Source organism: Mycobacterium uberis (assembly GCF_003408705.1).
In the GTDB taxonomy this organism is placed as follows: domain Bacteria; phylum Actinomycetota; class Actinomycetes; order Mycobacteriales; family Mycobacteriaceae; genus Mycobacterium; species Mycobacterium uberis.
This window is the reverse complement of record NZ_QAYL01000001.1, coordinates 1-21,487: the sequence shown is the minus strand read 5'-3', so window position 1 is coordinate 21,487 and position 21,487 is coordinate 1. Positions and strand designations below refer to the sequence as shown.

Annotated in this window: 13 protein-coding genes and 13 pseudogenes; 9 read left to right on the top strand and 17 right to left on the bottom strand. The window is 56.6% G+C overall.

Annotation, left to right across the window (positions count from 1 at the left end):
* Positions 1-47 precede the first annotated feature (47 nt).
* Positions 48-637 (top strand): annotated as a pseudogene (locus MUBE_RS16510) (type II toxin-antitoxin system PemK/MazF family toxin).
* Between the two features lie 44 nt (positions 638-681).
* Here MUBE_RS16510 and MUBE_RS00135 read toward each other — a convergent pair.
* Positions 682-1,042: pseudogene (locus MUBE_RS00135) on the bottom strand (CBS domain-containing protein).
* Positions 1,043-1,315: 273 nt separating this feature from the next.
* On the opposite strand from MUBE_RS00135, the pseudogene MUBE_RS16505 reads away from it, so the two are divergent.
* Positions 1,316-1,889, top strand: a pseudogene (locus tag MUBE_RS16505) (MBL fold metallo-hydrolase); the annotation flags it as partial.
* On the opposite strand, the gene MUBE_RS16500 reads toward MUBE_RS16505, so the two are convergent.
* From MUBE_RS16500 to MUBE_RS00110, 4 genes and pseudogenes are all read right to left on the bottom strand, one after another.
* Entirely contained in the window at positions 1,857-2,024 is a 168-nt protein-coding gene (locus tag MUBE_RS16500; protein WP_243632706.1) for a hypothetical protein, read from the bottom strand. The pseudogene MUBE_RS16505 and the gene MUBE_RS16500 overlap by 33 nt on opposite strands.
* A gap of 470 nt (positions 2,025-2,494) precedes the next feature.
* Positions 2,495-3,314, bottom strand: a pseudogene (locus MUBE_RS00120) (transglutaminase family protein).
* Positions 3,314-4,295: pseudogene (locus MUBE_RS00115) on the bottom strand (alpha-E domain-containing protein). Before MUBE_RS00115 ends, MUBE_RS00120 begins: the two co-directional pseudogenes overlap by 1 nt.
* 179 nt (positions 4,296-4,474) lie before the next feature.
* Positions 4,475-5,669, bottom strand: a pseudogene (locus MUBE_RS00110) (circularly permuted type 2 ATP-grasp protein).
* 439 nt (positions 5,670-6,108) lie between these two features.
* Here MUBE_RS00110 and rpsT point away from each other — a divergent pair.
* On the top strand, positions 6,109-6,369 hold the full coding sequence (gene rpsT, locus MUBE_RS00105) for a 30S ribosomal protein S20 (RefSeq protein ID WP_116539006.1): 261 nt from the start codon (positions 6,109-6,111) through the stop codon (positions 6,367-6,369).
* 38 nt (positions 6,370-6,407) lie between these two features.
* Here rpsT and holA read toward each other — a convergent pair whose 3' ends face one another.
* Entirely contained in the window at positions 6,408-7,376 is a 969-nt protein-coding gene (holA, locus tag MUBE_RS00100; protein ID WP_279386640.1) for a DNA polymerase III subunit delta, read from the bottom strand.
* 150 nt (positions 7,377-7,526) lie between these two features.
* A pseudogene (locus MUBE_RS20680) lies at positions 7,527-7,899 on the bottom strand (ComEC/Rec2 family competence protein); the annotation flags it as partial.
* A gap of 850 nt (positions 7,900-8,749) precedes the next feature.
* On the opposite strand from MUBE_RS20680, the gene MUBE_RS00090 reads away from it, so the two are divergent.
* The 3 genes and pseudogenes from MUBE_RS00090 to MUBE_RS19590 form a co-directional block, all read left to right on the top strand.
* Positions 8,750-9,022 carry a hypothetical protein gene (locus MUBE_RS00090; RefSeq protein WP_133297000.1) on the top strand — a complete coding sequence of 91 codons (273 nt, stop codon included), beginning with the start codon at positions 8,750-8,752 and terminating at the stop codon, positions 9,020-9,022.
* 50 nt (positions 9,023-9,072) lie between these two features.
* Positions 9,073-9,444, top strand: a pseudogene (locus MUBE_RS16490) (MMPL family transporter).
* 149 nt (positions 9,445-9,593) lie between these two features.
* Positions 9,594-10,350 (top strand): annotated as a pseudogene (locus MUBE_RS19590) (MMPL family transporter); the annotation flags it as partial.
* 11 nt (positions 10,351-10,361) lie between these two features.
* On the opposite strand, the pseudogene MUBE_RS00070 reads toward MUBE_RS19590, so the two are convergent.
* The 5 genes and pseudogenes from MUBE_RS00070 to nadD form a co-directional block, all read right to left on the bottom strand.
* Positions 10,362-11,188, bottom strand: a pseudogene (locus MUBE_RS00070) (DegV family protein).
* A 65-nt stretch (positions 11,189-11,253) separates the two neighbouring features.
* Positions 11,254-11,997, bottom strand: a complete 744-nt coding sequence (gene octT / locus MUBE_RS00065) for a diglucosylglycerate octanoyltransferase (protein ID WP_116539001.1) — start codon at positions 11,995-11,997, stop codon at positions 11,254-11,256.
* Complete coding sequence (gpgP, locus tag MUBE_RS00060; RefSeq protein WP_116539000.1) at positions 11,987-12,658, bottom strand: glucosyl-3-phosphoglycerate phosphatase; 672 nt, start codon at positions 12,656-12,658, stop codon at positions 11,987-11,989. Before gpgP ends, octT begins: the two co-directional genes overlap by 11 nt.
* The gene (gene rsfS / locus MUBE_RS00055) at positions 12,658-13,041 is read right to left on the bottom strand and encodes a ribosome silencing factor (RefSeq protein WP_116538999.1); all 384 of its coding nucleotides are present in this window, start codon (positions 13,039-13,041) and stop codon (positions 12,658-12,660) included. Before rsfS ends, gpgP begins: the two co-directional genes overlap by 1 nt.
* Positions 13,038-13,712: a nicotinate-nucleotide adenylyltransferase gene (gene nadD, locus MUBE_RS00050; protein ID WP_279386638.1), complete on the bottom strand. Its 675-nt coding sequence runs from the start codon at positions 13,710-13,712 to the stop codon at positions 13,038-13,040. The genes rsfS and nadD overlap by 4 nt, the downstream gene beginning before the upstream one ends.
* 511 nt (positions 13,713-14,223) lie before the next feature.
* Here nadD and MUBE_RS00045 point away from each other — a divergent pair.
* The gene (locus MUBE_RS00045; protein WP_116538997.1) at positions 14,224-14,442 is read left to right on the top strand and encodes a PIN domain-containing protein; all 219 of its coding nucleotides are present in this window, start codon (positions 14,224-14,226) and stop codon (positions 14,440-14,442) included.
* 15 nt (positions 14,443-14,457) lie between these two features.
* On the opposite strand, the pseudogene MUBE_RS00040 reads toward MUBE_RS00045, so the two are convergent.
* The 4 genes and pseudogenes from MUBE_RS00040 to MUBE_RS15295 all read right to left on the bottom strand — a co-directional run bounded on the left by MUBE_RS00040 (position 14,458) and on the right by MUBE_RS15295 (position 19,335).
* Positions 14,458-15,899: pseudogene (locus MUBE_RS00040) on the bottom strand (VWA domain-containing protein).
* A gap of 49 nt (positions 15,900-15,948) precedes the next feature.
* Positions 15,949-16,790, bottom strand: a pseudogene (locus tag MUBE_RS00035) (AAA family ATPase).
* A 48-nt stretch (positions 16,791-16,838) separates the two neighbouring features.
* Positions 16,839-18,122, bottom strand: coding sequence for a glutamate-5-semialdehyde dehydrogenase (locus MUBE_RS00030; RefSeq protein WP_424398999.1), 1,284 nt, complete (start codon positions 18,120-18,122; stop codon positions 16,839-16,841).
* Between the two features lie 871 nt (positions 18,123-18,993).
* Positions 18,994-19,335 carry a hypothetical protein gene (locus MUBE_RS15295; RefSeq protein WP_165849609.1) on the bottom strand — a complete coding sequence of 114 codons (342 nt, stop codon included), beginning with the start codon at positions 19,333-19,335 and terminating at the stop codon, positions 18,994-18,996.
* A 211-nt stretch (positions 19,336-19,546) separates the two neighbouring features.
* On the opposite strand from MUBE_RS15295, the gene MUBE_RS00020 reads away from it, so the two are divergent.
* On the top strand, positions 19,547-19,795 hold the full coding sequence (locus MUBE_RS00020) for a hypothetical protein (protein ID WP_116538995.1): 249 nt from the start codon (positions 19,547-19,549) through the stop codon (positions 19,793-19,795).
* Between the two features lie 1,049 nt (positions 19,796-20,844).
* A complete protein-coding gene (locus MUBE_RS15290; RefSeq protein WP_165849608.1) occupies positions 20,845-21,012 on the top strand; it encodes a hypothetical protein in 168 nt (55 codons plus the stop codon).
* A 57-nt stretch (positions 21,013-21,069) separates the two neighbouring features.
* Here the strand turns inward: MUBE_RS15290 and MUBE_RS00010 are convergent.
* A pseudogene (locus MUBE_RS00010) lies at positions 21,070-21,400 on the bottom strand (Clp protease/crotonase-like domain-containing protein); the annotation flags it as partial.
* Positions 21,401-21,487: the final 87 nt, after the last annotated feature.

Here is a 21,487-nt window from a genome sequence, read left to right as displayed (position 1 = left end):
ACTGAAGCGCACAATCTCGCCGGACTTTTCGCGTCTACGCTGCGAGTATGGCGTTGGCCCGGAAGTCACAGTGGAAGACTGCAACGGCTCAACGCGAAAGTGGTATTAAACCGAACTCCGTACCTCGTCCGTCACGTGCAGAATTCGCAAGCAGCACTGCGCGAACTCCAACAAGCGGTCAAAGTCACCGTGAATGCGATACCGCCGGCCGGTCAGTGACAAGAGCTAGTGTCCCCACCGCGCAGCGAGTCCGTAAACTGGCCTACGCCCTTGACCTTGACAAGTCGGGGTGGTCCTGGAGAGATCGTGTAGAGTTAGGTGGTTTTCGAGGACGATCCAACCCATGACCAAGACCGGCCAGTCCTTATCATGGGTCAAGCCCATAGCACACTATTGGGGCTGATGGTGTCCAGCCAAGAATGCCACGTAGCACCGCGATTGAGTGGGCCTCAGCTCTGACAATTGGGATTACAAAGGCTAGGGAAAGCTAAGTCCGGCTAGACCGGGCGCTAGACATACCAGAAGAAAGTACTCGCCGCGAGGACGCGATCCTGAACCGAGGCGATCTTCAATGTCCATAGCCGCCCGGCTGCGTTCCGACCACTCCTGGCACTGGGCCACGGAATTAACCTCTTGAGTGATGGAGGACTACAGCTGTTGCTCGACCTCGGGTTCTTCCATTTACGTCTTCACAACAGCATAAATGCTGACAATGTCGATCAGCTTTTCTACGTCTAGCACTGGCGCATGGAGGACTCGGCTGTTGGTCATCAGCACACTGATGCTGCCGACCGGTCAGATTTTCTGCAGTTGGCGACCACAGTGGTCATGATCTTGGAGATCAGGCAAGACAGCACACTGGAGCCATACGTATGGAACTAGCGTAACAATGTCACCCTCCGACATGAGGCCGACTACCGTTATCCACTATTGCGCCAATATTTTACTCGGCGAGGCTGGCGAGCAATTCCCAAACAGCCGCGTTGAGATTAATCGTCACCACCGCCGTGCCCTTGCTCCGCAAGATGTCTGCGATCCGCATCGAAGCTTCCAGCCGAAGGTTATGATTTGCTTCGCTCTAAGCTGAGACTAACACGGCTGGCGGGAAAGCCAACGGAACAACACATCGCCAATAACGTTCGAATATTCAGATCGATGGCCAGCATCTCACCCACCTGTAGAGGGCCAGACCCCTTGCTCACCGACCAAATGAACGGATTGCACTGCTGCACGCTTATTTAGCTTGCCAGGATGGGGTCATGATCGAGATCACGCTACTCAGCACCGAAAGTCCTATTTCCCGACCCGAACCGCGCCGAATCCCCCGTTGCTGCTGATCATCGAACCGCCGGTCACCGCCGAGACGGTTACGGCGACGTTGAAGGCGTTCGTTCACGATATCAGCTACCGGATCGCCCATCACGCTGACCTGAATGCGCCGCCATCAGTCGAAGTGCACAAATACGCCGAAGGTTCAGTGTGGAACTGCAACGGCATATTGATCCGGGTAGCCCTCACGGATCACCGGCTAGTGGCGCCGACGATCGGATTCCGGACCGAATCTGGACCGACCTTGGTGGTGCTGGACGGAGACACAGTTCCTTACGCCAGCCTGGACGAGCTAGCCCCGGGGTCAGCACATTGGTGCACACCGTAATCCGCAAAGACATCATCAGCCGTGTTCCGCAAAGGACATTCTACGACTATCATTCGTCGGTCGAGCAAGCGGCAGCAACCGCGGCGCGTGCGGGCGTGAGCCTCCTGGTCATGACGCACTATGTGTCGGGGCAGTAAGAACAATGGCGAGCGCTGGGGACGTCCAAGTTCTGTGGGCAAATCCAGCTTGGCGAGGTGACCTACACCGAATTGAGGTCGTCGCGCAGCCCTAGCGCGCCGACCGCCACTAGCCAGACCAGCGCCGAGGCGCGTGTGATCGGCAGTATCATACCCAACTTCAGCCAGACCAATACCAGGGTTGTTACGGCGGCGATCGCCAGTCTGGTCCACGCCAGCGGTCCGGGCATGAGACCTCGTATCCGGCTGGGCGCCGCCATACTGGCGACCAGCAGACCCAACGCACCGACAGTCGGTATAATGCCAGTTCAGCGCGATCACAGCGGCAGACAAGGCCACGCCTAGCTGACGTAAACAGGTACAGGCCAGGGCCACGTAGAGCGCCAACGGCACCGAGGACGCACACCTACTTGTGGCGATGACTTGCACCGCGATCGGTTCAGCGCGGACGTACATCGTAACCTTGGCTATCGGACCGTAGGGCCATGAGATCACACCTACCAGCGCGACGCCAACGGCAAGTTTGCCGAACAGCAACCCCATGCAGTCCAATCCAAGACCGGGCATCAGCCGATTCCATAGTGCTTTGATTGTGCCTGCATTGTTGGTTCTTTGCGCCGACAAATCGTCCATTCATTGACGGTAAGATCTTGGGCCTCTGCGCACGGGCTGGCCCAGTACGGATCACCAGTTAAGCCAGTCAAGTGACCTCCACGACCACCTTAAGATTTGTTGCCTCAACCCGGAGTAGATCTTCTTCAAGGGGCCACGTCGGCGTAGTTGCGCCCCACACCTACACTTACGTACTGTTCGGTGATTTCAGCGTCATTGGTGGGATCATAATTCCACCATCCGTCCATCCAGGCGTGACTGCGTCCGTCAATTGTCTTTCCGGTGACCGCGTCACGTCTGGTATGCAGATATCCTGACACATAACGCCCGGGAATACCCATGCTGAGCAACACAATCAACGTCAGATGCGCGAAATCCTGACAGACGCCCCTGCTCTGGCGTAGTGCGTCCAGCCTGGATGAGTGCACCACACCGGTGATTCTTGGGACGTAGTCCAGCTACTGCACACCCACCGAGCTGCGGCAACGACGGCTTCTCGAGGTTAGCGATTCTTGGCGATCCGCTTGTCCACGGCCGTTACACGATTATTTACCGGAGCGTATGCGGTGAACCGCAGAACTTCGTCAAATCGGTTCATCACGGCCGTCGACCGCAGGTCAGTCCAGGTAGCCTGACCGACCGGTGGACTCAGGGCGTTCGGTCTCGACAACTGGGGAGGACATCACCGTCAGCTCGGTGTGCGGCGCGTGCAGGTCGAACGCTGCCATTGCGGTACCCCAGTAATCGATGTAGTCGGTGGGACCGGGTGACCGGAATGGTTTCGACACGGTTGAGAATAACCGTTTGCTGTGTTAAATCGCGGCGTCAGCCGGACTTCGTTGAAGGAGGCGGTCGTCGATGATTCGTAAACGTATCCGTGGGTATGTACCACCTTGCATCCGCCACATCAGACTTTCCCCTGCTTGCCGATCAACCGCCCCCGGTGGCAGGCATTCCGACCACGCCACCCACGGTGTTGCGTGCAAGTACTGCAACACCAAAGCTTCTCCGACGTCACGACAAGTGTTCGGCAGGCTAGCCGAACGGCTGTCCAGTGTCTCCAACAGCACACCTGGTTGCATGAATTTCAGTTCGTTGTGGTCCTGTCCGAGTACCCGTTGCGCTTGCACTGTGACGCTAACGTGGTTCTGTGGATTGTGGAACAGTTCATCGAGATTGCGTTCGGCCAGCTTCAGCGAGTAGAAAACCGAGTGTGGAAACAGCGGGTCGAGCAGCATGAATTCGACCACCCGGGCCACGTTTCCAACACACTGCGGTAGGTGCATAGATAGGTGTCATGCGCACCCGCCGAGCGCAGCAACATCACCTATGCCAGCAACGATGCGCTATCGCCTGCCCGGGTCAGTAACAACCACATCGTCATGTCGACCCGCTCGATAGCGCCGCCCAGCAGCCTGAAGCGGTATCCATCGTCACGCGAAAGTGTCGAGTCAGTCAAGCCGACGAACATCGCCGCCTGACCCTCGATAAATCACAGAAATTCATGTGGTCCAAGGATGTTGGCAGCATGCTCGCGTTCGACGACAACATGGTAGGTAGTGTTTAGACACTCCCAGGTCTCGTTGGATGCCATTTCCCTTGCCGATTTTGCATTTCCCCACACCGCCGAGATAGCGTCGACAATCGAAGCACCACCCTAGGCATTGGTGCTGAACGCCACCAGATCGGTCAGCTGCCAGATATCTAATTCGTGGTCTGGGGACTCGATTCTAAGCACCAACAGCAGCGTCTTCGAGGCATGGCCTGGATCGACGCTGGAATCCTTCAGCAATTGGTGCACAGCAACGTCTAGAATGCGCACGGTATCGTCAGCGCGTTCAATGCAGCAACCGATCCATATAGAACGCCTCGGTATTGCGGGCGAATATCATGGCACCGTTGTCTGCTGTTGCGGTTGCTGTGGCTGCCGTTTCGGTCACAGCGATTCGTCGAGCGCTGAGTTGGGCAACGGCTGCGGCAACAAATTCACGATTTCGGCAGCGCCCAGTCCACGCGCGCCATCCGATGCACGCGGTGATAGCACCCAGGTGTTCTGGGAACCACCATCCTAACTGGAGTTGACCACCCGCGAACCTTCGACCAGCACAACATGAGTAAGCCCATCCGGCAACACCCATGCGTCGTTGCCATCGTTGACTGTGAACGATATCAGGTCAACGTAACGAGACGTCAGTATACTTTTGATCTGGGTCAACACAGTGGAGGGTTCCATCACCGGTTGCACGATCCAACTGCAGGGATCGTCGCAAATCTTTATATTGGCCGCGGCGAACTCTTGCGCGGAGTCATAGGGACCAAAAACGATTCCATAACCGCCGGGCATCTCGACCGGCTTAAGAACTAATTCGTGGATCCGGTCGAGCACTTCCTTCCTCGCGTTCGTCATCCAGCCAGCAACACGAGGTATCGACGTTTGCCAACAACAGCTTTTCTCAGAAAAATACTCGATCATGGTCAGCACGTAGGTACACACGAGTTTGTTGTCGTTGACGCCGTTGCCGATCACACTCGAGATAACGACGTTGCTCGTGCGCGGCGTTAACCAACCCGTCCAGCCCTAGTACTGAGTCAACACGGAACTGCAACGGGTCTAGAAAAGCGTCATCGATACGCCGGTAAAGGACATCGACCCGACTCTCTTCCCCGATGGCACGCATATGTACTTGCATATATGCCTGGTTGTCACGACAGAACAGGTCATAATCTTCGACCAACTCAACACCCATCTGGCAGACCAGCAGCGAATGCTCGAAATAAGCAGCGTTAGCCACGCCCAGAGTCAACACGACCACCGTCAGATCTGCCCCATTGGTGGCAACTAAGTTACGCAGCAGCCGCAACAGGCACGAGGCATAGTCGTTAACCGCTCGCACACAATAGGTGGCGAAAAATTCGGGAAGACTCGCGCTCTGGTGCGCCAGTTCTCCATCGCTCTGGTGCGCCAGTTCTCCATGATGTATAATACTCCGAACGAACATATAATATCTTAGACATTGAGCACAGAATTCTCTTCGAGCACCCAGACGTTGCCATGGTCTTGGCGGATCAAGTGTTGACGCCTGCGACGTGGATGCGCATGCCGTTGGGCAGGACAATAACCCGATCGCCTGGTGGTGACAATGCTCGCATAAGGTCATCAAACAGCACGAAATGATGCCGCCACGCAGGATTTCCTGATCGCCATAGATGTCGTCGAGGTAAATCTCAAGGGCGTTGATACGCCCGATGATACCAGGCTCCATTCGGAGGCCGAGATCACCCGCAGCACCAAATCTAACGGAAAGGGCCGCTCCTGACCCGACATCGAAAACGTGATGCCGTGGCCAATGAATACCCGCGCCAACGCTTTGGCGCGGGTATTCAGCCCATACGTATCCGACGGCGCCAGCTCAGCGTAGACACCCTTGTACAGGCCGTGAACATCTCATAAATGATTAAATGCCATCGATGAAGATGTCCGAAGTGTTGTTCTCACCAAAAATGCGCTTCGACCGGGCAAAGGTCCGACAGCGAGACCGCGACCTAAGTCTTTTCAAGACTTACCCGAGGCACGCTGCCGCCAGTGCGCCGTGCCAACAGCAGTTGGCTATGCTTTTGGGAAAAGCATAGCCAACTGCTAGCTTGGGCAATTATCGTCTGGCAGCAGGGCGCCCGAGTTTAACCGACAAAGGAACTTAACACGTGGCCAACATTAAGTCGCAACAGAAGCGCAACCGCACTAACGAGCGCGCCAGACTGCGCAACAAGTCGGTGAAGTCGTCACTTCGTACCGCGATCCACGCCTTCCGCGAGGCTGCTCACGCCGGCGAAAAAGAGAAGGCCGCCGAACTGCTGGTGTTGACCAGCCGCAAGTTGGACAAGGCTGCCAGCAAAGGTGTGATCCACAAGAACCAAGCGGCCAACAAGAAGTCGGCTCTGGCTCGCACCCTCAGCAGGATTTGACCCGATCTATGCGGGGCAGCTTATGGTTATCCGCCAACTCATCGGCTGCCAACGCTAGCCAGCTCAGCGACTTTCCTGACCGCGGACTCTAGAGCATAGGCGGCGTCCGCGGCGGCTCCTTTGACGTCGGCGTTGAGCTCAGCGACCACACTCATTGCAGCCGCCACTGCGTCGCGCGACCAACGCCGGGCCTGTTTTTGCGCCTTTTGCACCCGCCAGGACGGCATTCCCAACTGCGACGCTAGGCGGTAAGGGTCACCGGACAATGGCCCGACCCGGCCGATGGCATGCACCGCTTCGGCCAACGCATCAGCCAACACCACCAATGGTTCCCCACGCATCATAGCCCACCGCAGCACTTCCGTTGCCCCTGCGACATCGCCGGCCACTGCCTTGTCGGCGATGTCAAAGCCCTTCACTTCCGCTTTGCCGCTGTGATAACAGCGTACCGCGTCGGTGTCGATATCACCGGCGGTATCGGCTACCAGTTGCGAACAAGCCGACGCGAGTTCGCGCACATCGGAACCAACAGCGTCCAGCAGAGCGGTCACCGTCTCGTCGTCCACCTTGACCTGCAGCGAACGAAATTCTTTGCGGACGAAGTCAATACGCTGGCTGATCTTGGTGATTCGCGCGCAGGGATGAACCGTGGCGCCCAGTGACTGCAGCTCGCTGGCCAGCGCCTTGGCTCGACCACCACCCGAATGCACCACCACCAGCACCGTGCCGTGCGGGATGTCGGCGGCAGCCGACACTATCAGCGCGGCGGCCTCCTTGCCCGCTTCGGCGGCGTCCTCCAGCACCACGATCCGCTCGTCGGCAAACAATGAAGGGCTCAGTAGTTCGGCGAGCTCGTAGCTGCCGACGTCACCGGCCCTAATTCGGTTCACTAAGACGTCCTGGGTTCCTGTTCGCTGCTTCGCCGACCGCCACACCTTCTCCACGGCACGCTCAACCAACAGTTCCTCATCCCCCAGGATCAAGTGCAACGACGAAAACTTACTCACCCCGTAGATGGTGGCACGATGAGCCGACGAGTCCGCAGTGAGTCCGCCAGCCGGGGAGCCCCTGACAACGACCGGGCACGCACACGACGGCGACCGCCAGGGCTGAACCAATCACTACCCGAGGTCCCCCGCCACCGCCAGTATGGTGATACCGTCGACCACCAGTACACCGGGCGTACCCACCGGAACGAGCACGGTTGCCACGGTAACCGGCAGTCAGTGCACCGCACTTAACACGCACCACAATTCCGGCCCGGTGAAACGGATCAACAGCTGCGCACCGGCCGACCACAGGTCACACAACACGGCCGTCGCAGTACCCAGGATTGCAATCGGCGCTATCATGGCTGCCATCATCAGATTGGCTACAGCGGCAACCGAGCCTGAACCGACCAGAAATACCAGCAGCCAGTAGAAAAGTGACCACATGCGCGGCTCACGCGACAGCTAAGGCGTCGGCCAACGGCTTGCGACACCCTCGCCCGACCAAGAACTGTGACCAAACCGGCACCAATTGAAACAGTGGTCGTACGATAGCCTGCGCTGACTTTTGCCAGCGCCCTCGTTGTCTCCGTCATCGGGTAACTCACTCTGTCGGGATACCGAACCAGCTTATGACAACCGCGCCTACACCCCTAAAAGGGGTATCCAATGTCGGAGATGCCGCGGCCGAACGGCATTTCACTTACGCGAGACTGAATCCCGATTTGTTGTTGTATCGAAGCTGACCATCCGATGGACATGCTCGACTTGGATTAGACAGGAGTACGAAAACATATTCTGTGTGCCTGATATCACCGGAGTACAGAACATGAGCAGGCCGTTGTTATGTAAACATCGAGCATGGCATGATCCTATTTCAGATCGGCCTATAGCCCGTTCCCATCAGAGATAGCTTGCAGTATCCAAAATATCGTCTAGCCAATATTCTTAAGTTGAGTCGTGACGACCTTAGCACGATGATTACGACCCTGGAGCACCAGTATCGCTTAACACGTGAGCTTAACGACGCGTATAATCACCTAATCGGTATCTCACGTGATCTGCCAACAGTAACTTAACGAGCTACCAGACTCACTGGCTGATTTCGACGAATTCTGGAGGCCGACTCGTAGCTACTTCTATTGGGAAAAGCACTGCTTCGACATCCCAATTTATTGGTCTCTTCGATCGCTTTTTGATTCGTTAGACAAAGTTAATAAGCTCAGCAAAAATCCTCGAACAACGATAAACGAACTAGACCATAATCGTATAGGATGATACCCCAAATTATCGCACAAATGCCACCAATGATAGCCTTCGCAAAATTGATACAGGGCACGTTACTGAACTTCTACATCAGTTTTCGGGTCTGCTAAATCTAAATGTACCACATGACCAATACGGCAACCCTTGTGGGTATATACTTTGACAACGCTAAAATCGACGACTTCTTCTGCATCGCACTCGAGGTGTTCAACAGCCCAGACTCCAATCGAGAGCTCAAGCTGCCGATCTTTCCTGATAACAAGGCCGCTCAAATTATCATCACCCACGATAGGTATCCTGCTAGCGCCGAGAGCATTTCACACGTCGACGCAGAACTCAAGGCCATGTACGAAAGCTGTGAAGAGAACCCGGCTGGCAAACGCCAAATTCTATATTGAGCAGTACCGCGGCGACCTTCACAGGTACACAGAAAGCCACCAAATACGACATGATGGTAGAAGCGATAGCCGCGCTGATCCTGATCTTCATTGTTATGCTGGTGATCACGCGCACACTGATTGCCTCACTGGTGAACGTCGAGACGGTTGCACTTTCGCTGTCCACGAGGTTTGGGATTTCTGTGCTGGTCTGGCAGCATATTGTCAGCTTGGATTTGAACTGAGTCTTGCTGTCGTTTTCGGTCGCTATCCTACTGGCTGTGGGATCCAACTACAATCTGTTACTGATCTCCCACTTCAAGGAGAAAATCGGCGTCAGCCTGAAGACGGGCATCATCCGGTCCATGGGCAACACTGGCGAAGTCGTGACAGCCGCGGGGCTGGTGTTCACCTTCACCATGGGCTCATTGTCCATTAATTAACTGCGCACGCTTGACCAAGGCCAGCTCAACCATCTGCCTAAGCTTACTGGCCGATACCTTGATCGTGTACTCGCAACACGCCTAGCCAGCCCGCGCATCACCTTAATGGACTTGAGTGATCCTGACTGTGACTCATACACCACCACGTTAGCGCCATCGTCATGGGAAAAAGCTTCTACAACTCCAAGAAGGACGACTTCTTCTACTTGCTTCCAGAGGCGTTCGATAACCCGGACTTCCAGACGAGTCTACAAATGTTCGTGTTGTCAGATAGCAAGCCGGCTCGCTTCTTCATCACACATCAAAGCAATCCGATGACGCCGGAGGACATCTCGCGCGTAACTGTGCAACGAACCGTCATCCAGGAAGGACTGAAACAGTCTTCCTGGATGAGGCCAGGTTGTACCTTGGAGGTACCGCAGCGACCTTCAAAGACATGCACGACGGCGCCAAATGCGATCTGATGATCGCGGTGGTCTCGGCGCTCACGCTGACCTTCATAATTATTAGGATCCTTTCGGTATCAAAATCCACTGGATCGCCATGGCGCTGTCTCGTTATCATCCTGCTGGCGGCCGAATCCGACCACAATCTACTTCTGGTCGCCCGATTCAAAAAATAAATCCATGCGAGACTCAAGATGGGGAGCCATCCGATCCATAGCAGGCATCGGTACGGTGATGGCGGCCGTGGGTCTGGTGTTCACCTTCACTATAGTTGCCATGCTCGGCAGCGAGCTACGGATTATCGGTTAGTTCCGTGCCGTCGTCTATGCATTGGTCTGCTGCTCGACACGCTGATCGTGCGCACGTCGCTAATGCCTTCGATCGCCACACTGCTGGGCCACTGGTTTTCCAGTGACCGGAAGTTGTCCATCCGCGCAGAAACAACGCCGCACTAGCGTGATCACGGCGTCGTCACACAGAAGTCGACGCGCCTAATTCGACGCAAACCGCGACGGCTCCAGCACCGGACCCAAGGGCGTGACAATCACCGGTTCGCACGTTGGTAGGCGCTGTGCCAGCGCCGCTATCTAGCTGGCGCCCTCTGGACTGACGACGTGGTGCACCACCCCAGAGCCGCGAGGACGTCGCCGATCACTTCCGCAAATCCGATCGGCTATAGCGACTATTGCGTGGCGGACGGTGTGTATTTTATTGAGCCAAAGTAAGTCTACCGTCTTCGATACACAACAACGGGTTGAGCGCCAGCACGGCACCCAGCCAAACTTTGGCATCACCGATGCACCCGCTACGATATAGGTTATCTAATCGGTGCAACACAATGAACAGATGACTGCAGTCTACCGTCGATTTCGCAACGGCCGCAACGATGTCTAGGTAACCACCGACGTCCGCCGTCCGGGTGTCGACGAATACCACAAAACCGACACCCACACCAGCCGACTTCAAGTCGACGACCCCGAACCGCCGAGTCAACAGTCGGCCGCAGTCCGTTCGGCCATGGCGCAGGTTCCCGACAGTGCCAACGAAATATGTACTGCCACCACACTGTTATCCCCGCTGTCAGCCAACACCTGCCGGTAGGCGACAAGAGTTTGGCCGGAGTCGCCGCCACGGTCGTGGCATGGCGCGCGTACACGTCGTCAGAGGTGTCGTCCACACCGCCGCGTAGACTGACACCGTCTAACAAAATTGTGGAGCGGAACCGCGCTTATCGCCCACTTTTGGCAGATACCATCCGGTAGACGCAACGACGTGTCGGTCACCACCACAACAGTCACGAGCGCCGCTCTCCTCTACAAGCGGGAGGTATTACCACTGCACCGTCGCCAACTAGGGGCATGTTCTAACCGCGAAATTTTTTGTTCGGAACGCCGGCTTCAGCTAGCGCCTTGATCATCAGTTCCGCGACCGCCTGATGCGCCTCGAAATTCCAATGAATGCCGTCGGGATTGCCACGTCCGCTCATAACATGCTCGGCAACAGCGGCTTTGAGATCCACCAAGGGAACAGCATGGCGCTGCGCCCACTCCGTGATTGCCACCGCGGTCTCTGCCCGGCCCTGGTGCGCCTTACCGTAGATCTCAGCGATGTGCACCGACGGTAACGATGCCACAATCGGGATTCCTGGGCGGTTGAAATCGATTGCTCCACGAGTCCGTTCAAGGTACTTAGCGGTCAAGTACGGTGGCAGCGCCGCTTTGGCCATTGGTGACAGCCGCGGCTGCACCCAGCCATATCCGCCGCGGATCCAACGCCGCAGCCAAGGTGGCCGCACATAGCGGATCAGCTCACGCAGCGCGGTCGGCAACACTGACGGCAGCGAATCCATTCCTCCGGTTGCGAAAACCACCGCGCCCGCTCTGGGCAGTGCCGCCCAGGTCCGTGGATCCTGGGTTGTCGCCCACCAAATATCCCGGCACGTCCAGCCGATTCGGCCCACCAGCTCCAGATCCCAGCCTAATTGCGAAGCAACAATATTAGGCCAAATACGTGGATCATCGGCTGGCAAACCGCCACTAGGCCCATAGTAGGCCAACGAGTCAGCGAAGACCAACAATACGGGCTTTGACGTTGCCTTAGAGCACATCGTAAGAGACCTGAGCCGAGGCGTTCCATACGTCTAGACGCCAGCGAATGCCGTCAAAATCTGCTGAATCATCAGAATGACCGGACAGCTGCACCCAACTAGCATTATCCATGCTGCCCAAAATCGACCAATGGGCGACCGGCAGCCTTAACAACGCAGCCGACAAAGCGGCGATCAAGCCACCGTGAGCCACCAGCACCACCGGTCGATCCGGTTCATGAAAGTGACCCCACTCCGGTGCACTGGACACTACCTCGGCGACCATCGACAAACCGCGGGCCGCCACCTCAACCCGGCTCTCTCCACAATGCGGTGCCCACGTTGCGTCTTCGCACCATACCAGCCGGGCACCCGGGGAATCAGTATCGATCTGAGTGCGGGCTAGGCCCTGCCAGTCGCCGAGATGGGTCTCACGTAACCGGTCGTCTATCTGGACCTTCAACCCGGTCCGCTCACCCAGTTTGATCGCCGTTTCATAGGCTCGCCGCAGATCTGACGACACGATCCGCAACGGCTGTAACTTGACCAGTACCTCAGCGGCGGCGACCGCCTGTGCGCGGCCCAGTTCACTAAGCTCGGTGTCTAGCTGGCCCTGCATCCGGCTAACGCGGTTAAAGTCCGTCTGCCCGTGCCGCAACATCACCAAACGACGTAGCCTCATTACGAGCTCGCTGATTGCCCAGAGTCTCGAGATATGTCCACCGGTACCACCAGGAAATCACCCCACAGTCGTCCCGGGGCGTAGAAGTCACGATCGTCTTGATGCTGAATATGGACCATGATGTCGCAGTAATCCAGCAGCGTCCAATGGCCTTCACGAGCACCCTCACGGTGCGTCAGCCGGTGGCCTGCTCGGCACATTTTCTCCTCGACCTCATCGACGATGGCATTGACCTGCCGCTCGTTGGACACTGAGGCGATGCCAAAACAGCCCGTGATGCCCAGCTGTTCGGAGAGATCGATGGCGACGACGTTGGACAGCTTCTCGGCGGCCGCTGCGGCGGCCACCATAGACATGCCGATCGCCTCTTTTGTGGCGCTCATGTGTTATTTCCGGCGGCCAAGCTGGGGGTCGTTGAGTGCTCGATCCCAACAACGCCGCAAGGTCCACGATAAAGCCGACGCTTGAAGACGTACTGCACAACACCGTCGGGCATCAGGTACCATAACGGTCGATGTTGCTCGGCACGCTGTCGGCAGTCGGTCGACGAGATCGCCAGCGCCGGGATTTCGACGAGGGTTAATGCATCTGCGGGTAGCTCGCGCAGAACCCCGGTGATATGCTCATGACCCAGCTCATAGCCGGGTCGGCTAACCCCGACGAATCGTGCCGAGGTGAAAAGCTCTTCCCAGCCTTGCCAGGATAGAATGGACGCCAGCGCATCGGCGCCGGTGATGAAGTACAGCTCGGAGTCAGGGTTGAGGGCATGCAGGTCATGCAGTGTGTCTTTGGTGTAGGTGGGGCCGGTGCGGTCTATATCGACTCTGCTCACCGAAAAACGCGGATTGGATGCAGTCGCGATCACCGTCATCAGGTACCGGTCCTCGGCGGCTGAGGCATGCCGGCTCTTTTGCCAAGGCTGTCCACTGGGCACAAACACCACTTCGTCGAGTTCGAACAGGTGTGCCACCTCACTTGCGGCAACCAGGTGACCGTAATGGATGGGGTCGAACGTCCCACCCATGACTCCCAGTCTGCGAAGGTGCTTTTGCACGATTTGCCAGCTTACTTGAGCACATCGCGAAGACCAGGAAAACAGTTAAGGGTAGCTTCTAGGCATGCGTGCAATCCTTGATAAATTAAACGGGTTAGTTATTCTAAAGTTATTACGTGGCTATCTCGGACTACGGCCTGGCGAGGTCAAAGTGACCGCTGAAAGCCCTGGACTCCGCATGGGGCCGCTTGTTGATGACTCTACTCCGACTCTGACGAAGGAACGGCCACTTTGCGATACCTGACAACCTGGGTAAAAATCAACGACGCAATCATCAATGCTTTGCGTGATGCCGGTTAATGGTAGCATGCCAAACACAGCTCGTGTATATAAGCATTGCTGTCATACTGGTGGTCTGCCGATCACGACCACCACGAGGACATCTTTCAGGCGCTACATGGTCGGACATTGGGCTTGGCCAGCTCCGCTGCATAGGAGACATTCTCTTTCCTGACCCGCCTGCCGCCGACCCGTAAAACGGTAAAACTCCGATGACCATTCGTGAAGGTACTTGCGCAAAGCTTTCTCAGAGACCAGTTTTCTCGGGACTCGCACCGCCACAACACTGCTGGCAAAGCTCGAAACGACCGAGATCACTGGCGGCGCCGTCTACAACGCCCTAGTTGGCGACACGGCCAAGGAACATCAACTCACCCTAGTGGCTCGTGATCGAAGAGCAGGGGAAGTGTACAATCCCCTCGGTGTGGACACTGAGGGGATTAACGTTTAGAAGCGTTCTCTGACCTCAGACCGACAACAGCTGACCGACCACCGACCACCCGCGGGCGAGCGCCTTCGCGGAGCGACATTCGTGCATTGTGATCACTTCTTGGTAGTGCGACACCACCGAGTCACCGCTATACCCCTAAGTGCTTGGGTTCAAGGTTCAACTAGTGTGCATCCTAGCTGGCGGTCACCATATCGGCTAGAATGTTGATGGTCGAGTCGCGATAGCTGGTGTACCTGTCCCTCAACACTAGCAGTGAGTCGTACGGCGACAGTGCACTTAGGTGGACGTATGAACGAAATGAATGCTTTGCCGTAGTCGGAATGCCCATCGCGACTGTAAACACCTGCTTCTCGGGTGATCCAGCCAGATCGCCATCGGGAAAACATGTGTGTCACCTCGTCGGTGATGTTTATGAATGCGAAGACACGCAAGTGCGAAAATTGTTGCTGAAGCACGTGTGCCAGCAATAGAGCGAAGCTGATAAACTCAGCGATCGAGTCAGATACATCGCACAAGACGACTCATTCCGGGCGCGCAGGACAAAGTTTGGCCAGCACTACCTCGATCGGCACGTCGTCAGTCGACATCGACTTGCGTAGCGTCTTACGTAGGTTGACCGACCCCGAGCGGGTGCAGCGCCGACGGAGTACCAGCCGGGATGCGAGTGTGCGGGTCAGCCGGGTCACCACCCGGCGTATCTTGCGTAGCTGATCGCCTGAAGCACACAGGAAATAAAAGTTTTCCGAAAGCTGTGAAATTCCATACATCTAGATATGGTCACGGCCAAGCTGCTCAGCAGTGCACTGCTGGGTCTCGGAGACTACCATTCGACGAAGCTGCATGATAATTTGCGCAGCAGGAGCTTTAGAGATCGTCTCTTGGGTGAGAGCGGGCTTGTCGCTGTAGCGGGAAAACAAGTTGCCTTCCAGTTCATCCAACACCATTGCCTTAAGCTCCTGATGTGGTTGAGAACAACGGGCCGCAACAGGAGTTGATTTGCCGTACGCCTCCATAATAAGCGCCATCATCTCCACTAGCCGTTTATCAATGTCAGCGAGGTCGTCGTTGCCGGTGAGCAGGTCCAGCAGCAGCTGGCACATCGTCTCGACGTCGTCAGGCGGCAGACTGCTTGGAGTCGGACTCTTCTACTTCATTTCTACTTCTTCGTTTATGACTACTGCGCATGCGCCTAATGCCGCCGGAAAGCACAGATCGAACATGGCATCGTAAATGTCGCCGTGATCCGGCTGGCACAGCACCGCGTAGACGATGCTCTTGCAGAGCACTTCACGATCACCCAGGCTTAGGGGTACCAGCATTTGATCAGTGTCTAGCATCTCGGACAGAACCACCGAAATCCCATGCTGACAAAGCGCTCCGACGCACCCAACTAGGTGACCGGACAGCCCGTGCGGGAAAGCGAGTGGGTGATGCGGATACGGTAGGTGGCCATTCAGTTGGGTCTCATTTATTATAATTCAGCTATAGCTCGCCGACCGTGTGTTGCTAGTCGGCTTGGTGTTTGAGGGCCACGCCGAGTGTGGTGACAACAACCGCACCATCGATAATGTCCAGGGCCAGTGCGAACACCGCACGGTCCCAGTCGATGGTCTTAGCGATAAACGGTACCTTCTTGAACCGCATCCCCCACAGCACACCTATAATCTGCACCAACTCCTCGGCGAGACACCAAGGATTCGGGACGACAGAATCCGGCGTTCAGCGCCAGGGCTAGGGAAGTCGATGTATACGAAGCAGCGACGCTTGAGCGTCTCGGACAGTTCGCGAGTGGTGTTGGACATCAATATCATGAACGGCACCCGGATTGCAGCGAGGGTGCCCAGCTCTGGGACCGTCACGACGAAGTCAGCCAGCACCTCCAGCAGCAAACCTTCAATCTCGATGTCAGCCTTGTCGGTTTCGTCGATCAACAGCACCGGCGGTTCGGTGCGCCGGACCGCGGTCAACAACGGACGCTGCAGCAGACACTCCTCGCTGAACACATCATCATTTCGTATAACTCCAGTCGCTGTCGTCTCCGGAGCCGCCTGGATGCGCAGGGATCTGTTTGGTGTGATCCCCTTCACGCAGCGCGCCAGCCTCATCGACTCCCTCATAGCACTGCAGCTGGATCAGACCGGAGCTGAGTGGCCTGAGCGACTACACAGGGCACCTCGGTCTTGCCAATGCCGGCGGGGCCTTCCGCCAGCAGTGACGTGCTCTAGCCGGTCGACAAAAGCACCGCCGTAGCGGTGGCAGTTTCAGGCAGATAGCCGGTCTTCGACCAGCCGTTGCGAGACGTCAGAGCTATCGGCAAACAGTGGCGTGAGCCGAGCGGGCAAAGTCACAATCGGATACTGCTAAGCTGGGGTGGTGCCCAACTAAATATCGAAGGATCAGACCGGTCGGATCTGACCTTCTCCCCAAGCTATCCACTTGGTCGAGGTCAATTCCGGCAGGCCCATCGGGCCACGGGTGTGCAATTTCTGGGTGGAAATACCGATCTCAGCGCCGAAACCGAACTGCTCACCGTCGGTGAACGCCGTTGATGCGTTGACCATCACCACGGCCGAGTCCACTCCTTCGGCAAACCGTTGGGCAGCAGCTATATTGGTCGTCACGATTGCCTCGGTGTGTCCAGTACCGTATTCGTTAATGTGGGCAATCGCGGCGTCGACGCCGTCAACCACCGCCACGGCGATATCCATCGACAGGTACTCGCGGCGCAGGTTGGCCTCGTCCGGGTCTCCCGAAAGACCACCATGCACCGTCACCCCGGCATCTTGCAGGACAGCCACCAGCCTCGGCATAGCGTGATCGGCGATCGCTGCATCGATCAACAACGTTTCGGCGGCATTGCAGACACTGGGCCGGCGAGTCTTGGAGTTCAGCAGGATCCGTTCGGCAACCTCCAAGTCGGCGGTCTGATGCACGTAAACATGACAGTTCCCGACACCGGTCTCGATGGTGGGCACTTGCGCGTCACGAACCACCTCGTTGATCAAGCTCGCTCCCCCGCGCGGGATCACCACGTCCACTAAGCCGCGAGCTTGGATCAGGTGGGTGACCGTGGACCGATCGACAGCCGAAAGCAGCTGGACCGCGTCAGCGGGCAAGTCCTCTCTGACCAACGCAGCGCGCAACACATCGACGAGCGCCTGGTTGGACTTCGCTGCTGACGAGCTGCCACGCAGCAGCACCGCATTACCTGACTTGAGCGTCAACCCAAAAGCATCAACGGTAACGTTAGGTCGGCCCTCGTAGATCACGCCCACCACGCCGAAAGGAACCCGTAGCTGGCGCAACTGCAACCCATTAGGCAACGTGTAGCCGCGCAACACCTCCCCAACCGAGTCAAGCAACGCCGCGACTTGACGCAAACCGGTAGCTATCCCGTCAATGCGTTGCCGGTTCAACGCCAATCTGTCGAGTATCGCAGCCGACGTGTCAGTATCCCGAGCCGCCTGTAGATCTTCGGCGTTGGCCGCCAGGATCTGCTCGGTGTTGGCAACTACCGCCGTTGCTGCGGCTCGCAGCGCGTGATCTTTGACCGTCGTCGGCATCACCGCGAGGACGCGGGCAGCGACCCGGGCTCGCCGGGCAGCGTCGTGGACTTCCCAGCGCAGATCGGAACGCGATGATGCTTGCAAACTCACCAATTCAGGGTATCGGGTTTGCATTGGCCGATTACGACCGCCCGTTCGTCAAGGCCGCTATCGGGGCCGATACAAAAAACCTGCCCGCCATAACGACCCTGCAACGCCACATTGTCGTTCTACTATCTCCCTATGCAGATATCCGTCAAATTCCGATTATGTTCCAAATTCCCGGATTTGCCAACCTTATGGAAAATCGCCAATCAACTGGGACTCGAAGTAACTTAGGATTGCGACTACTTCTACAGACCGACGGAATTAACCGCGTCAGTGTTGTAGAGCTAGACCACACTGGTGGCCATGGTAGTGACCCATTGAACGAGCGCGGATCGGCTAGCTGGAGCTCAGTGTAATCGATTGGAATTCATCGCTTCTCGTCAATATAGCCGGTCACAGTAGACCATATTTTCGGCAGGCGTCTGAACTTCTGGATTGGTGCCGGATGACACGCAAAAGAGCGCCGCGGCTAAGGAATCGATTGCTCGAACCCGGGTATCCAGGTCGCGATGCTCGGTAAGGTGCTGACCGTGGTCCACAGGTTCTGGACCGAAGAGTCGGTGATCTCTACCGGACGCTTCTTGAACCGTCTTTAACTGCGACAACGCACTGTGCAAACCCAAATCACTGTAGAACCCACACTCGCCGACCGTTATCTGGCGGGTCAGAGTCGAAGAGCCTGCAGGCCATTGCGCACCACACCGAAAAATGGAACATGTCGCTCTACGACAGGCCCGAGAAATAGAGTGATCTGAGCATTTACCTGAAATCAGTATACGCTTAAATCGATCGCAACAGTAACGAAACCGTACCCTCCGGCACAAGTGCCCCTGACTTCGACGGTGGCAAGCCAAGTCGATGAGCAGCTGGCGATGTTGCCAGAATTCGAGCGACTCAGCTACGAGCCCATGGTATTCGCATTTCTCGAGACACCAACGATGGAACTACTCGAACGCTGCGCCACACTCAGATAAGCATTGCCGACGGCTTTACGTTGCCACTCGTCGATCAGTCGGCCCGAGTCCTGCAGCAGCAAGCGGGTAACAATGTCACGGAAGATAAAATGGTAAATAGAAGCTGTGGCGGACATTGACTGCCGACCAGACACTGCCGTGGCTAGCGTTCTCGCAACCATTGGGTCGGATATCACCGTGAACAGTGCCGTGCAGTACGCCTGAAAATATTTCTGGGCATTAGAATTCGGTAAAACTGCGTTAAGATCGAGTGTGTCACCTGCCATCCAACCGGCTTGCGGCCGCAGCGGTACGTTTGTGGCTGCAAGCAGAGCACAGCGATGGCCACTAATGTTGGGCAGCACAATACTAAATGTCTGTTTGGTAGGCAGTCTGAACATGGACCTGACGTTTGATGTTGCTACACTTCCGCACTAGTGTCGTCAATGATCTACGCATCCGGCGACAATTACGGTAATCAAGCTGTGACGGCAACGCGTGGGCGCACAAGTAACAGTTTGGTCGGCGTGGTCGGCGACGACCTTGCCGCCTACTGATTACGAGACCAACAGCATTGGCCTGGAAAGAACGGTCGAGATACCCGAATTGAGTAGCACGACGATCATCATGGTCGATGCTAATGCTGAAAACACCATCGTGGTGGTGCTGGGCACAAATAACCAGCTGAGACTGGCCGACACGACCGCACGCACCATCGTCACCGATTACTACGTGTTGTTAACCTAATTGGAAATTCCGTGGACGACGGTGGTGGGGCCTGCTCAGCACGACCGAACTTCCCAAGCTGTCATCATAGTCAATGCCTAACCGGGTATGGTATACTACCGGTCGCTGGCGGAGCTGGTTTCCCCGTGCTGATGCCGTAATCATACACGAACCTAAGAAACACGAATAGTCATGGCGGCCAAGTTATTTCGTGACTACATTAGACACGCAAAACGTCAAGTGTATCAGTGCGAACGGCAAGTTCGCAGTATCTTCGCCGCCGGTGCCGCGGTGGGAACCACCGAAGCCGACGACGTATTCACCAAGTGCCCTGGCAGCGTAGCCCAGACTCGAACCCAGCATTAAAAATACAGCGGGTGCACTGGCGACGCTGGTATCAAGTGTCGGCGACTACGCGTCACATGTCGACATGATTGAAATAAGCAGCCCATGAAAACCATCATCACTGCCGACATTGCCCTTATGCTATTTGCGGTTTTGCGTACTCGGACGCGGTTGGCGTAGTTGGTTACAGAACCGACGTACTGGATCGACTGGCTTTCGTGACGCCTCGACAATAATGCCTGGAGTGCGCCGCGCCCCGAGTTCGACAACGTCGAACTCGGTTTCGGACTCGGCCCAGCGCAGCCCTTCTAGATACAATCGTCCTACCCTTAAGGTGTCTGATGCATCCGCTGGACCATGTTCGCGCACACAAAGAACCAACTCCCTGCCTACGCTCGAAATATCCTTGTTCGACCAGATCCGCCAGTGCGCGACACACCGTGATGCGCAAAGCTCCGAATTGATAACACAAATGTCTGATCTATGGGCAACGCATCGCCTGGGGCGATAATGTCCCAACCAATCTCATCGTACAGCACCAAAAATAGTCACTGATGCAATGACACCCTTACGCCGATCGACATCGGGACGGTCTTACCGCCAGTCTCTTACACGGTCATCACCAAACTTCCACACCGTCGCTCCTACAGTTCCGGCAGCAGCAGTTATGTGCATAAATGCTACAGTCGCACGGCATGCTCAGCGGCTCCGTCACCCACAACTAAGTGGTCGCAAAGTTCTACGCGCTCGTTGAGCGAGCCACAAGCGACGGACGCGCTGAAACGGTCGAGCGGGTGGTGGCTGGCCTCGATGACCTCGATGACGCCGACAATCTGATCGATCTACCCACGCCTCCGTCACAGAGTGTATTGAAGGGGAGGGATTCTCAATGACGATGTCAAGCCGCTGGCTGGGTGTTCGGGGGTGAATCGGGTGGCGAACTCCGGCGATTAGACCGATTTCGCCCGCGGTCTCAGTGCGAAGCGCTTAACGAATTCGTGTTGCTCGTTGTCGAGCGACCCCGAGTTGGCGGTGGCGCGCATGGTGGCATTGGTCGCCAGCCCAACCTCCCGCGGCACAGCCGTGGGCCCCACGGTCAGTTTGAGCGCCGGCACCGACGGGATCATCGGCCACGCTTAGTGGCTAAGCTGTGACGCACGGCGGATTCGGCGTCGAAACGCATGCCAAACAATAAAATCTGCCCGAGCAACTCGCAGTTCCACCGCAGGGTGCGAGAATCGACCTCGCATCTTCGCCAGGGTGCAGTCCCAGCTCAGGGAAGGATTTAGCTGGTTCAAAACTGCTATTGCTGAAGAGCTACCCGAGTTGGTGGCGGTGATGGACTCGTTCCATGTGGTCAGTTTGGCC

What these genes read in the sequence shown, in the direction of transcription:
- MUBE_RS16500 (WP_243632706.1), bottom strand. Translation starts at nt 2,024, where the DNA reads ATGCCCGGACCGCTGGCGTGGACCAGACTGGCGATCGCCGCCGTAACA.
- MUBE_RS00090 (WP_133297000.1), top strand. Translation starts at nt 8,750, where the DNA reads ATGACCAATACGGCAACCCTTGTGGGTATATACTTTGACAACGCTAAA.
- octT (WP_116539001.1), bottom strand. Translation starts at nt 11,997, where the DNA reads ATGTGCTCTAAGGCAACGTCAAAGCCCGTATTGTTGGTCTTCGCTGAC.
- gpgP (WP_116539000.1), bottom strand. Translation starts at nt 12,658, where the DNA reads ATGAGGCTACGTCGTTTGGTGATGTTGCGGCACGGGCAGACGGACTTT.
- rsfS (WP_116538999.1), bottom strand. Translation starts at nt 13,041, where the DNA reads ATGAGCGCCACAAAAGAGGCGATCGGCATGTCTATGGTGGCCGCCGCA.
- MUBE_RS00030 (WP_424398999.1), bottom strand. Translation starts at nt 18,122, where the DNA reads ATGCAAACCCGATACCCTGAATTGGTGAGTTTGCAAGCATCATCGCGT.
- MUBE_RS15295 (WP_165849609.1), bottom strand. Translation starts at nt 19,335, where the DNA reads ATGGCAGGTGACACACTCGATCTTAACGCAGTTTTACCGAATTCTAAT.